This window comes from Streptosporangium sp. CA-135522, from assembly GCF_050949235.1.
GTDB lineage: Bacteria > Actinomycetota > Actinomycetes > Streptosporangiales > Streptosporangiaceae > Streptosporangium.
The window spans coordinates 3,289,678-3,302,816 of sequence record NZ_CP192026.1 but is presented as its reverse complement, the minus strand read 5'-3'; the positions used below and the strand labels follow the sequence as shown (position 1 = coordinate 3,302,816).

7 protein-coding genes and 1 tRNA gene are annotated in these 13,139 nt (G+C 69.1%); 2 read left to right on the top strand and 6 right to left on the bottom strand.

From position 1 onward, the window contains the following. Positions 1-96 precede the first annotated feature (96 nt). Entirely contained in the window at positions 97-1,299 is a 1,203-nt protein-coding gene (locus ACQPYK_RS15585; protein WP_433255842.1) for a branched-chain amino acid ABC transporter substrate-binding protein, read from the bottom strand. Positions 1,300-1,629: 330 nt separating this feature from the next. Beyond that, the gene (locus ACQPYK_RS15580; protein ID WP_433255840.1) at positions 1,630-2,247 is read right to left on the bottom strand and encodes an ANTAR domain-containing response regulator; all 618 of its coding nucleotides are present in this window, start codon (positions 2,245-2,247) and stop codon (positions 1,630-1,632) included. 113 nt (positions 2,248-2,360) lie between these two features. Between ACQPYK_RS15580 and ACQPYK_RS15575 the strand changes: the two genes are divergently transcribed. Beyond that, positions 2,361-2,433, top strand: a tRNA-Leu gene (locus ACQPYK_RS15575). A gap of 283 nt (positions 2,434-2,716) precedes the next feature. Then, positions 2,717-3,253 carry a GNAT family N-acetyltransferase gene (locus ACQPYK_RS15570; RefSeq protein WP_433255837.1) on the top strand — a complete coding sequence of 179 codons (537 nt, stop codon included), beginning with the start codon at positions 2,717-2,719 and terminating at the stop codon, positions 3,251-3,253. A gap of 27 nt (positions 3,254-3,280) precedes the next feature. Here ACQPYK_RS15570 and pyk read toward each other — a convergent pair whose 3' ends face one another. The 4 genes from pyk to gltB all read right to left on the bottom strand — a co-directional run bounded on the left by pyk (position 3,281) and on the right by gltB (position 12,954). Next, positions 3,281-4,711, bottom strand: a complete 1,431-nt coding sequence (gene pyk / locus ACQPYK_RS15565) for a pyruvate kinase (RefSeq protein WP_433255834.1) — start codon at positions 4,709-4,711, stop codon at positions 3,281-3,283. Between the two features lie 366 nt (positions 4,712-5,077). Beyond that, positions 5,078-6,760 (bottom strand): S8 family peptidase, encoded by a 1,683-nt coding sequence (locus ACQPYK_RS15560; RefSeq protein ID WP_433255831.1) that lies wholly within the window; start codon positions 6,758-6,760, stop codon positions 5,078-5,080. Positions 6,761-6,891: 131 nt separating this feature from the next. Continuing rightward, a complete protein-coding gene (locus tag ACQPYK_RS15555; protein WP_433255829.1) occupies positions 6,892-8,370 on the bottom strand; it encodes a glutamate synthase subunit beta in 1,479 nt (492 codons plus the stop codon). A 78-nt stretch (positions 8,371-8,448) separates the two neighbouring features. Further along, entirely contained in the window at positions 8,449-12,954 is a 4,506-nt protein-coding gene (gene gltB / locus ACQPYK_RS15550; RefSeq protein ID WP_433255826.1) for a glutamate synthase large subunit, read from the bottom strand. Positions 12,955-13,139: the final 185 nt, after the last annotated feature.

Below are 13,139 nucleotides of genomic sequence, written 5' to 3'. Positions count from 1 at the left end.
GCCTCGTGGACTCTCTGGAAGTACGCGGGGAGCGGGAACCCATCGCGGCGTTCCCGCTCCCCGCGCGTCAACTACCTACTGTTCTCGAGCTCGCGGCTAGCCCAGCTTGGCCTCGGCCGCCTTGCCGAGCAGCGTGATGGCGCCGTTCTTGACCTGGTACATGTAGATGTCCTTGGCCTCGACCTCGCCGTTGGCCGCGAACTTGACCTGCTTGGAGACACCGGCCAGGTCAACGGTCTTGATGAACTCGTTGATCTTGGCGGTGGTGGTGTTGCCGGCCTTGATCGCCTCGACGAAGACCGTCGCGGCGTCGTAGCCCTCGGCCGCGTAGATCGCCGGGTCGGCGCTGAAAGCCGCCTTGTAGGCGTCGGCGAAGCCCTTGACCTTGGCGTCGGTGACGTCCGGGGTGGCGATGTAGCACGGGCAGCCGACCAGGGCGCCCTCGGCGTTCGGGGCGCCGGCGCCGTCGATGAGGCCCTTGTCCAGCGAGCCGTCACCGGAGAAGAACTTGGTGTCCTTGACGCCCTTGTCGCGCAGCTGCTTGAGCAGGTTGCCGCCCGCGGCGTAGTAGCCGCCGAAGAACAGCGCGTCGGGCTTGGTCGCGGCGACCTTGTTGACGACCGAGGAGAAGTCGCTCTCCGACGGGTCGAGCGAGTCGCTGGTCACCTTGACGCCCTTGGTGCCGAGCTGCGCCCGGACCGCGTCGGCCAGCGGCTTGCCGTACTCCGACTTGTCGTCGATCACGAAGACGTTCTTCCCGGCGGCGGCGCCGGCGATGAAGTCGGCGATGCCGGGGCCCTGGACGCCGTCGTTCGGCAGAACGCGGTGCCAGAACTTCCAGCCGTTCTCGGCGAGCTTGGTGTTGGTCGCCGAGGCGGTGATGCTGGGGATCTCCGCCTCTTCCAGCACCGGGCCGACCTGGGCGGACTCGCCGGAGAAGGCCGGGCCGATCAGGCCGACGATCTTGTCGGTCTTGATGGCCTGCTGGGCCAGCGCGACGGCCTTGGAGGCGTCGCCCTGGCTGTCGTACTCGGCCAGCTCGATCTTCACGGCCGGGTTGGTCTTGTTGTACTCGTCGATGACGAGTTTGGCGCCGTTCCTGGGCGGGATCACGATGCCGGCGTTGGGGCCGGTCAGGTCGCCCATGAAACCGATCTTGACGGTGCTGGGAGCGGCAGCGCTGGAGCCGCCGTCCGCCGGCTTGGCCTCCGTGCCGCCATCACCACAGGCAGCGAGACCGAGGGTGAGCGCCACACCGGCAGCGAGCACTCCACCGAGGCGAGCAGTCTTAGGCCGCAAGGTTGCCTTCCTTTCGCCCGGTCCCACTTCGGGAACGGGTTTACAGATGCCCTCCCCTGACGGAGTGGCCAGGGGGTTGTGTCGGTTAGTACAGCCAGCGGATGTCACGGGTCGATACAGGACGGCCTCCAGTTACCGTTTCGTTACAGCACCGATCCTTTTCGGCTATCAGCGACAAAAGCCATGGTCACTGGCGACCTCCCCCGCTCCAGATGATCACTACGGGTACACGAAAGCCCACGCATTCCCTCGCCTGAAGGGGATCCGCGGGCTTATCGGGGTAAAGGTTCTTGGTCGTACGGTGCGGTGGGACGCGGTGGGTGCGCCCTCTCAGGCCTCCCCGGTCTCGGTCGTCTCCGTGGTCTCGGAGGGCCCGGGAGTCCCGTCCAGCACGATCTGCGCCACCTGTCGCATGCTCAACCGACGGTCCATCGACGCCTTCTGGATCCACCGGAAGGCCTGTGGCTCGCTCCAACCGTGCTGCTCCATGAGCCGCCCCTTGGCCCGCTCGACCAGCTTGCGCGTCTCCAGCCGCTCCGAGAGCGTTCCCACCTCCCGCTCCAGGGCGGCGATCTCCTCGTGCCTGCTGACGGCCATCTCGATCGCGGGAACCAGGTCCGACTTGGTGAACGGCTTCACCAGGTAGGCCATCGCCCCGGCGTCCCTGGCCCGCTCGACCAGATCCCGCTGCGAGAAGGCGGTGAGGATCAGGCACGGCGCGATCCGCTGTGACACGATCTGCTCGGCGGCCGAGATCCCATCCAGGATGGGCATCTTCACATCGAGGATCACCAGGTCGGGCCGGTGCTCCAGGGCCAGCTTGACCGCGGCCTCCCCGTCTCCGGCCTCGCCCACCACGGCGTAGCCGTCTTCTTCCAGCATCTCCTTGAGATCGAGGCGGATCAGCGCCTCGTCTTCCGCGATCACCACTCGCCGCTGCGTACTCACGAGCAAGAGAGTACCGATGTCCGCTAGATTAGGACCACGCCGGTGTCCGGGAGTGATCCGGTTCTGGGTAAACTCACAGTCCACCCAGATAATCCAGGCAAGTCTAGAAATATGCCCCGATATCCCAACGGCAGAGGAAATGGTCTCAAACACCATCTAGTGTGGGTTCGAATCCCACTCGGGGCACAAGCAACCGTCCGGTCCTCGACCGGGCGGTTTTCTCATGCCCACCTGCGGCATCCGCCCGCGCGCCGTCGTCTCCGGCAAGGCCGTCCCCGATGCCGCGGCCCCGTCCGGAAACGCAGGCCCGTAGAACCGAAACACCGAAGATCCGACGGGGGATGAAAGCCGGAGGCGGTGGTCGAGTAGGTTGCCCGGGAAGCGGCGAATCAGATGGACCCGGGGATTCGGGAGCAGAAGGCATGGGCGAGCGGTGAGCCACATTGAGGCGGGTCGAAGCGGCGTTCCGGTGAGCTTTCCCACCGGCCTCCGGCTGAGCGGGCACGGCCTGATGCTGCGCGAGTGGGACGACGGCGACCTGGCGGCGATGGTGGGGCTGTTCGACGACCCCGACGTCGCCTACTGGACACCGCTGGTCACCCCGTTCGATCTGGGCGCGGCACGGATCTATCTGAAGAGGGCCGGGGAGAGGCGGGCGGAGGGACGGCGGGTCCAGCTCGCCATCACCGTCGACGGGCACGAGCCCGTGGGCGAGGTGATGCTCATGTTGGCCGGGACGGGCCTGGACGTCGCGGAGATCGGCTACATCGTGGGGGCGGCGCACCGGGGCCGGGGACTGGCCGCCAGGGCTGTGCGGGTGATGACGGGCTTCGCCCGCGACACGATGGGGATCACCCGGCTGCTGTTGGAGATCGAGGCGGGCAACGCGGCGAGCGAGGCGGTCGCGCGCGCGGCCGGATACCACCTGACCGACGCGCCGCCGATCCCCGGCGAGGACAAGGGACGCCCGTTGTATCTGCGGACATGGGCGCACGGCCGCCGCTGAGGCGGCGGCCGTACCGCAGTGAGGACCTCAGGAGAGGTTGGAGACGGCCGCGCCGATGGTGTGGACGCGCAGGGCGTTGGTGGAACCGGCCGTGCCGGGAGGCGACCCGGCGACGATGACGACCTTGTCGCCCTTCTCCAGGCGGGCGTTGGCCAGCAGTGAGGCCTCGACCTGGCGGACCATGTCGTCGGTGTGATGGACGAACGGCACCTCGAAGGTCTCCACGCCCCAGGTCAGCGCGAGCTGGTTGCGGACGTGCGGCGAGGAGGTGAAGGCCAGCAGCGGGATCGGCGACCGGTAGCGTGCCAGACGGCGGGCGGTCTCACCGGACATGGTGAAGGCGACCAGAGCCTTGGCGCCGACGATGGCGCCGACCTCGGCCGCGGCACGTGCGATGGCCCCGCCGGTGGTCTCCGGCAGCCGGTCGAGGCTGTGAGTGGCCTGCAGCGAGGTCTTCTCCGCCGCGCTGGCGATGCGGCTCATGGTCTGCACGACCTCGATGGGGTAGTTGCCGACCGAGGTCTCGCCGGAGAGCATGACCGCGTCGGCGCCGTCCATGACCGCGTAGGCGACGTCGGAGGCCTCGGCGCGGGTGGGACGCGGCGCGCTGATCATCGAGTCGAGCATCTGGGTGGCGACGATGACCGGGCGGGCCTTCTCCCGGCAGAGCTCGATGGCGCGCTTCTGCACGATCGGCACCTCTTCGAGGGGCAGCTCGACGCCGAGGTCGCCGCGGGCGACCATGATGCCGTCGAAGGCTTCGATGATCTCCGGCAGCCGTTCCACGGCCTGCGGCTTCTCGATCTTGGCGAGCAGCGGGAGGCGGACGGCCTCCTGCTCCATGATGTTGCGCACCACGTCGGCGTCGGAGGGACGGCGGACGAAGGAGAGCGCGATGAGGTCGAATCCGGTGCGCAGAGCCCAGCGCAGGTCGGTCTCGTCCTTGTCGGTGAGGGCCGGGGCACTGACGTTGACACCGGGCAGGTTGAGGCCCTTGTTGTCGGAGATCATGCCGCCGATGATCACGCGGGTGGTGATCCGCCGGCCGTCGACCCTGGTCACCTCCAGGTGGACGCGGCCGTCGTCGACGAGGATGCTGTCGCCGGGGCGGACGTCCTTGGGCAGGCCGAGGTAGGTCGTGGAGACCTGCTCGCGGTCGCCCGGCACCTCCTCGGTGGTGATGGTGAAGACGTCACCGAAGCCCAGACGGACCGGGCCCTCCTCGAACTTCCCGACCCGGATCTTGGGGCCCTGCAGGTCGGCCAGCACGCCCACCCCGCGACCGAGCTCGGCGGCAACCTCCCTCACCCTGTCGTAGACCTCTTTGTGCAGCTCGTGGCTGCCATGGCTGAGGTTGAAACGGGCCACGTCCATGCCGGCGGCGATGAGCTCGCGGAGGCGTTCCGGAGAGGAGGTGGCAGGGCCGAGAGTGCAGACGATTTTCGCGCGACGGGTCACGGGTCCCACCCTAATTGGTACAGACCACTTGGTTGTTACGTTGGCCGGAGCACCGATGAAAAACTCGGTGACATCACGCTACCGTCCGTCGACGGCGGGCGGCGAACCGGCCTCCGCGTCCCGTCGGGACTTCTCATCGGATCTTCATCGGTCGCCGAGGAGGCGTTGAGGGGCCGCTTCGACGGCGTGCCCGCGGACATGCGAACAGAGCCGCGATGGTCAAGGTGGATGCTTGGTCGCGGCGTGCGCGCTCGCCGGGGCGCTGTACGGCCGGGCGCCGGGCTCGACGATACGGCGACTCCCCCTACGCGGCGGCGGCCCGGTCGATGAGGAGGAGCTGCCTGAGGGGTTGTCCAAGGGGCTCTGTCAGCGCTTGACGGTGGCGGCCTTGGCGGCGTTGACGACGCCGCGGCCGTAGAAACCGTTGCGAGACCTGGACCCCTCGCAGGTCTGGGTGAACTTCTGGTCTTCGATGAGGTAGACGTGCTTGCGCGGCGAGGGGCAGGGCTTCTTGGTGGCGGTGGCGTAGAGCAGGCGCTCGACGTCGGCGGGACGCATGCCGACACCGTCCTTGCGCGGCTTGCCGAAGCGGCTGATGAGGATGGCGGCGACACCGGCGGCGTGCGGTGAGGCCATGGAGGTGCCGGCGAGGTACTGGTAGTAGGCGCAGGTGCCGTTACGGCAGTCACGGACGGCGGAGGAGCCCTTGGTACGGCCGTCACCGGCGATCAGGCCCTGGGCGCGGAGCACGTGCTCGGGGGCTGCGGCCAGGATGCTCCTGGTGCTGTCAGGCTTGCCGGTGCCGTCGTACTCGTCCCCACCGGGCGCCGACAGGTCCGTCTGCTCGACGCCGTAATCGGAGTAGTAGGCCTTGCGCCCGCTCTTGCCGAGCGCCGACACCGAGATGACGCCTCGGGACTCGGCCGGGACGTTGACACAGGAGTTGTCGACCTTGCGCACCCGCACGGAGTCGTCCGGATAGTCGGGGCTGATCGAGTCGACCTTGGGCTTGCCGAGGTCGTTGAGGTCGTTGCCGAGGGCGCTGATGAGGGTGACGCCGCGTTTGCGGGCGTAGTCGAGCGCGCGCTGCATACCGGTGATCACCCCGCGCTGCTCCAGCTGCTCGGCCTTGGAGTCGGCCGGGTTGGCCTTGCAGTTGAAGAGCCAGGGGTCGACGTAGTAGCTCATGTTGACCACGTCGATCCCGACGTCGCCCGCGTAGGTGAGCGCGTCGAGGCTGGGCTTGAGGAAGAACAGACCGGCGTCCTGGCCGGCGCGCAGGTTGACGAGGGACACCCGCGGGGCGACGCCGGCGATGCCCAGGCCGTTGATGGGCGAGCCGATCGTGCTGGCGACGTGGGTGCCGTGGCCGTCGTCGTCCCAGTCGACCGGGTCCTTGCATCCCTTGAACTCGCAGGGTCCGTCGAAGACCACTCCCTTGGAGTCCTTCGGCATGTCGGTCACGAAGTTGCGGCTCAGCGCGCGGTTGAAGTTGGGCGCGATGTCGGGGTGCCTGCCGTCCACGCCGGTGTCGATGACGCCCACGAGCACCTTCTTGCTGCCGGGGGCGGTGGCGTAGGAACCGTCGACGGTGGCGCCGATCATCTTCATGTCCCACTGCCGTCCGGCCAGCGGCTCCGCACCGCGTGACAGCGGCTCGGCACCGCGCGGGAGCGGGGCTTGGCGGACGTCCGGGGCGCTCACCCGGCCGGCGGAGGCGGTCGCGGGGAGCGCCGTCGCCGAGCCGATCTTGCGGTTGGAGGAGACTCCCGCGACGGCGTCGCTGCCGGCGAGGCCCTCGACGAAGCGGTCACCGGGGCCCGTGGCGATGACGTAGCCGAGCCTGGGCTCGGTGGACAGCGCGGTGCCGCCGCCCGCCTCGATCGCGGCGACCGCCCGGTCCCGGGCGCCGTCGGAGTAGAAGACCAGGTAGTCGCGGAGTTGCCCGCTCGCGGACGCCGCCCCGCCGGGCAGGGCGCCCGCGGTGAGGGCGCCCACCAGAGCCACCGCCGTCGCTGCGCCGGTCAGGCGGCCGCTCCACCGATTCATATATCCCCCACATCCCGCATACAGGAAGAATCATCTTTCAGGGATATATCCGGCATAGCAACCTGAACACTGATTCATCCGATATTTCCGGTACGGCGAGCGGCGCCGTACCGGAAACACCGCGGGAACGGTCAGACCAGCGGCCGGGCGGTCGGCGGGATCGCCACCGGCAGGGCCGTCTGGCCGGTGAGGTAGCGGTCGACCGCCGACGCGGCCGAACGGCCCTCGGCGATCGCCCAGACGATCAGCGATTGGCCGCGGCCCATGTCACCGGCGACGAACACGCCGTCCACCGACGACATGTAGCCCTTGTCGCGCGCCACGTTGCCCCGCGCGTCGAAGAACTCGTCCCCGGCGTCCGAGGCCAGCTCCTCCAGCAGTCCGGCCTTCTCCGGACCGACGAAGCCCATCGACAGCATGACCAGCTCGGCCGGGATCTCCCGCTCGGTTCCGGGGATCGGCTTGAAACCGGTCGCCGGGCCCTCGACCTCGACCAGGCGCAGCGCCCGGACGTTGCCGCCGGCGTCGCCGACGAACTCGGTGGTGGAGACCGCGTAGACCCGGTCGCCGCCGCCGTCGGCCAGCTCCTCGTGGGCGCTCTCCATCTTGAACAGGATGGGGAAGGTGGGCCACGGCTGGCTGCCCGGCCGGTCCGCCGGAGGCTGGGGCATGATCTCCAGCTGGGTGACGGAGGCCGCCCCCTGGCGGATCGCGGTGCCGATGCAGTCGGCGCCGGTGTCGCCGCCGCCGATCACGACGACGTGCTTGCCCGCGGCGTTGATCGGCGAGACCGGGTAGTCGCCCTCCTGGACCTTGTTGGCCGGGGGGAGATACTCCATCGCCTGGTAGACGCCCTTCAGATCGCGCCCGGCGACGGAAAGGTCCCGCCACCGGGTCGCGCCACCGGCCAGGACGACCGCGTCGAACTCCTCGCGGAGCCGGGCCCCGGTGATGTCGACGCCGATGTTGACGCCGGTGCGGAACTCGGTGCCCTCGGCCCGCATCTGCGCGAGCCGACGGTCGATGTGCCGCTTCTCCATCTTGAACTCGGGGATGCCGTAGCGGAGCAGGCCGCCGATCCGGTCGGCCCGTTCGAAGACCACCACGTCGTGCCCGGCCCGGGTGAGCTGCTGGGCGGCCGCCAGGCCCGCGGGACCCGAGCCGACCACCGCGACGCGCCTGCCGGTCTTCGACGTCGGGAGCTGCGGGGTGACCCAGCCCTCGTCGAAGGCCCGGTCGATGATCTCGACCTCGACCCGCTTGATCGCGACGGGGTCGGAGTTGATGCCGAGCACGCACGCCGCCTCGCACGGCGCCGGGCACAGGCGGCCGGTGAACTCCGGGAAGTTGTTGGTGGCGTGCAGGCGCTCGATGGCCTCCTGCCAGTCGTCGCGGTAGACCAGGTCGTTCCACTCGGGGATGAGGTTGCCCAGCGGGCAGCCGTTGTGGCAGAACGGGATGCCGCAGTCCATGCAACGAGCGGCCTGCTTGGTCAGAGCGGGCTTGGGAAAGTCCTGGTAGACCTCCCGCCAGTCGCGGATGCGCACGTCCACCGGGCGGCGCGCCGGCAGCTCGCGTCCGTGCGTGAGGAAACCCTTCGGGTCAGCCATCGGTGTACCCCCCTTATCCCTGAACAGTCTCGTGAGCGCGACCGGCGGTGATCGCTTCGATGTGTGTCGGCATCGGCGTCATCCCTGGACCGCGGCGGCCATGACCGCCTCGTCGATGTCGCGGCCTTCGAGGCGCGCGGCCTCGGCGGCGTTGAGGACCCGCTTGTAGTCCGTCGGCATGATCTTGCTGAACCGGGCCGGGTCCCAGTCGGTGAGGAGCGCCTTGGCCACCGTGGAACCGGTCTCGGTCAGGTGCGCCTCGACGACCTCCCGCAGCATCTCGGAGTCGGTCTCGTCCAGCGCCTCGATCTCCACCATCTCGCGGTTGACCCGGTCGGCGTTGAGATCGAGCAGATAGGCGACGCCACCGGACATGCCGGCCGCGAAGTTGCGGCCGGTCGGGCCGAGGACGACCACCTTGCCGCCCGTCATGTATTCGCAGCCGTGGTCGCCGACGCCCTCGACGACCGCGGTGGCGCCGGAGTTGCGGACGCAGAACCGCTCCCCCATCACCCCGCGGACGAACACCTCGCCGGAGGTCGCGCCGTACAGGCCGACGTTTCCGGCGATGATGTGCCCCTCCAGCGGAGCCTCGTCGTGCGGCTGAAGCGTGATCCGGCCGCCCGACAGGCCCTTGCCGAGATAGTCGTTGGCGTCGCCGGTCAGCCGCAGCGTGATGCCCCTGGGCACGAAGGCGCCGAAGGAGTTGCCCGCCGAGCCGGTGAACCGGACCTCGATGGTGTCGTCGGGGAGCCCGGCCCCGCCGTACCGCTTGGTCACCTCGTGGCCGAGCATGGTGCCGACCGTGCGGTTGACGTTGCGGATGGGCAGTTCGAGGGTGACCCGCCGGCCGTTGGCCAGCGCCCCCTCGGCGAGCTGGATCAGCGTGTGGTCCAGCGCCTTGTCCAGGCCGTGGTCCTGCTCCTGCGTACGGCGCAGCGCGGCACCCTCGGGCAGCTCCGGCTGGTGCAGGATCGGCGCCAGGTCCAGTCCCGCGGCCTTCCAGTGGTTCTCGGCCGAGGTGGTGTCCAGCAGCTCGGCGTGGCCGATGGCCTCGTCGAGGCTGCGGAAGCCCAGAGCGGCGAGGTATTCGCGGATCTCCTCGGCGATGAACTCGAAGAAGTTGACCACGAACTCGGGCTTGCCGCTGAACCGCTTGCGCAGCTCGGGGTTCTGGGTGGCGACGCCGACCGGGCAGGTGTCCAGGTGGCACACGCGCATCATCACGCAGCCGGAGACGACCAGCGGAGCGGTGGCGAAGCCGTACTCCTCCGCGCCGAGCAGCGCGGCGATGACCACGTCGCGGCCGGTCTTCAGCTGGCCGTCCACCTGCACGACGATCCGGTCGCGCAGGCCGTTGAGCAGCAGCGTCTGCTGGGTCTCGGCCAGGCCGAGCTCCCAGGGCGCTCCCGCGTGCTTGAGCGAGGTCAGCGGGGAGGCACCGGTGCCCCCGTCGTGGCCGGAGATGAGCACCACGTCCGCGTGGGCCTTGGACACGCCCGCCGCGACCGTTCCGACGCCGACCTCGGCCACGAGCTTGACGTGCACGCGGGCGACCGGGTTGGAGTTCTTCAGGTCGTGGATGAGCTGGGCGAGGTCCTCGATGGAGTAGATGTCGTGGTGCGGCGGCGGCGAGATGAGGCCGACCCCCGGGGTGGAGTGCCGGGTCTTGGCGATCCACGGGTAGACCTTGTGGCCGGGCAGCTGACCGCCTTCGCCGGGCTTGGCGCCCTGGGCCATCTTGATCTGCAGGTCGTCGGCGTTGACCAGATACTCCGAGGTCACGCCGAACCGGCCCGAGGCCACCTGCTTGATGGCGGAACGGCGGGCGGAGTCGTAGAGCCGCTCGGGGTCCTCGCCGCCCTCGCCGGTGTTGGACTTCGCGCCCAACCGGTTCATCGCGATGGCGAGGGTCTCGTGCGCCTCCATGGAGATGGAGCCGTAGGACATCGCACCGGTGGAGAACCGCTTGACGATCTCGGATACCGGCTCGACCTCGTCGATCGGGATCGGCTCGCGGACGCCGTCACGGAACTTGAACAGGCCGCGCAGCGTCATCAGCTTCTCGGCCTGGGAGTCCACCAGGCCGGTGTACTCCTTGAAGATCTCGTAGCGGCGCGAGCGGGTGGCGTGCTGCAGCTTGAAGACGGTCTCGGGGTTGAACAGGTGCGGCTCGCCCTCGCGGCGCCACTGGTACTCCCCGCCGACCTCCAGGCGGCGGTGGGGGTTCTCCGCCCTCGGGTAGGCCCGCCCGTGGCGGAGCGCGACCTCCCGGGCGAGGACGTCGAAGCCGACGCCGCCCAGGCGGGAGGTCGTCCCGGCGAAGCAGACGTCGATGACGTCCTTGCCCAGACCGAGCGCCTCGAAGATCTGCGCGCCGGTGTAGGAGGCGACGGTGGACACCCCCATCTTGGACATGACCTTCAGCACGCCCTTGCCGTACGCCTTGATGAGGTTGCGCACGGCCTTGTGCTTGTCGATCTCCAGGACACCGGAGTCGACCATGTCCTCGACGGTCTCGATGGCGAGGTAGGGGTTGACCGCGCCCGCGCCGTAGCCGATCAGGAGCGCCATGTGGTGGGCCTCGCGGGCCTCGCCGGTCTCGATGACCAGGCCGACCCGGGTGCGGGTCTTCTGGGCGATGAGGTGGTGGTGGACCGCGCCGGTGAGCATCAGCGACGGGATCGGGGCCAGCACGTCGGAGGAGCCGCGGTCGGACAGCACGATGATCCGCGCCCCGTCCTCGATCGCCGCCGAGACCTCGGCGCGGATCTCCTCCAGACGGTGCAGCAGCGCGTCGCCGCCGCCACGGACCTCGTACAGGCCGGAGATCACCCGCGGGTGGAAGCCCGGCAGCGCGCCCTCGTCGTTGATGTGAATGATCTTCGCGAGCTCGTCGTTGTCGATCACCGGGTACGGCAGCACGAGCTGGCGGCAGGAGGCCGGGCCCGGGTTGAGCAGGTTGCCCTCGGGGCCGAGCGTGCTGGCCAGGGAGGTGACCAGCTCCTCTCGGATGGCGTCCAGCGGCGGGTTGGTCACCTGCGCGAAGAGCTGGCTGAAGTAGTCGAACAGCAGCCGGGGCTTCTCGCTGAGCACGGCGACCGGGGTGTCGGTGCCCATCGAGCCGATCGGCTCGGCGCCCACCTTGGCCATCGGCGACAGGATGATGCGCAGCTCTTCTTCGGTGTAGCCGAAAGTCTGCTGCCGCTTGATCAGCGCCTCGTGGGTCGGGATCTCACGCGAGCGGGCGGGCAGCTCCTCGAAGCGGACCAGCCCGGCGTGCAGCCAGTCGGCGTAGGGCAGCTCGGCGGCGAGTTCGGCCTTGATCTCGTCGTCCTCGATGATCTTGCCGAGCTCGGTGTCGATCAGGAACATCTTGCCGGGCTGCAGGCGGCCCTTGCGGACCACGTCCTGCGGCGCGATGTCGAGCACGCCGGCCTCGGAGGCCAGCACGACCAGACCGTCCTTGGTGACCCAGAACCGCCCGGGACGCAGACCGTTGCGGTCGAGGACGGCACCCACCCGGGTGCCGTCGGAGAAGGTGATCGAAGCCGGGCCGTCCCACGCCTCCATGAGCGTGGAGTGGAACTCGTAGAACGCCCGCCGCGCGGGGTCCATCTCGGTGTGGCTCTCCCACGCCTCGGGGATCATCATCAGCACCGCGTGCGGCAGCTTGCGCCCGGCGAGGTGCAGCAGCTCCAGCGTCTCGTCGAAGGAGGCGGTGTCGGAGCCGTCGGGGTCGCAGATCGGGAAGAGCCGCGACAGCTCGCCCGGGATGGCGGCGGTCTCCAGCATGGCCTCACGGGCCCGCATCCAGTTGCGGTTGCCCTTGACCGTGTTGATCTCGCCGTTGTGGGCGACGTAGCGGTAGGGGTGCGCCAGCGGCCACGACGGGAAGGTGTTGGTGGAAAAGCGCGAGTGGACCAGCGAGATCGCGGTCTCGTAGCGCTCGTCGCTCAGGTCGGGGAAGAACGGCTCGACCTGCGGCGGGGTGAGCATGCCCTTGTAGACGATCGTCCGGGAGCTCAGCGAGGGGAAATAGACGTCCGCCTCGTGCTCGGCCCGCTTGCGCAGGCAGAAGGCCAGCCGGTCCAGCTCCAGCCCGCTCTCGCCGTCCGGGGAGGAGACGAAGAGCTGCTGGAAGAACGGCATCACCGCGCGGGCGCTCGGCCCGGGCAGCGTGGAGTCGACCGGCACGTCGCGCCAGCCGAGGACCGTCAGGCCCTCCTCGGCCGCGATCTCCTCGATCACCCGCACGGCGCTCCGGCGGGCCTCGGGGTCGACGGGCAGGAAGGCCGTGCCGACGGCGTAGGAACCCGCCGCGGGCAGCGGAAGGTCCGTCACCGCGCGGAAGAAGACGTCGGGGATCTGCGTCAGGATTCCGGCTCCGTCGCCGGTGTCCGGTTCGCTACCCTGAGCTCCTCGGTGATCGAGATTGCAGAGCGCTGTCAGGGCCTTCGCGACGATGTCGTGACTGCGGCGCCCGGCCACGTCCGCGACCATGGCGACGCCACAGGCGTCGTGCTCGTGCGAGGGGTGGTAGAGGCCCTGGGGCTCGGGAAAGCCGAGGTGGGCAGCAGGCATTGAATCCCTCCCGTCGTCTTGCTTCTTTGGAACAAGCAAGGGACGACGTTGGCCCTGCTGCGTGGTGTGTAGACATTACCGTACCCTGTCGGAAACGTGCCTACCCGGTCCACATCGCGAACATTTAGTGCTGATACGTCCACACCGTTCAACACGTCAACGGGTCATGGCATTCCAGGTGAGGG

Bases quoted from the DNA above. Each gene is read 5' to 3' on its own strand.
- ACQPYK_RS15560 (WP_433255831.1), bottom strand. From the start codon at position 6,760: ATGAATCGGTGGAGCGGCCGCCTGACCGGCGCAGCGACGGCGGTGGCT.
- ACQPYK_RS15555 (WP_433255829.1), bottom strand. From the start codon at position 8,370: ATGGCTGACCCGAAGGGTTTCCTCACGCACGGACGCGAGCTGCCGGCG.
- gltB (WP_433255826.1), bottom strand. From the start codon at position 12,954: ATGCCTGCTGCCCACCTCGGCTTTCCCGAGCCCCAGGGCCTCTACCAC.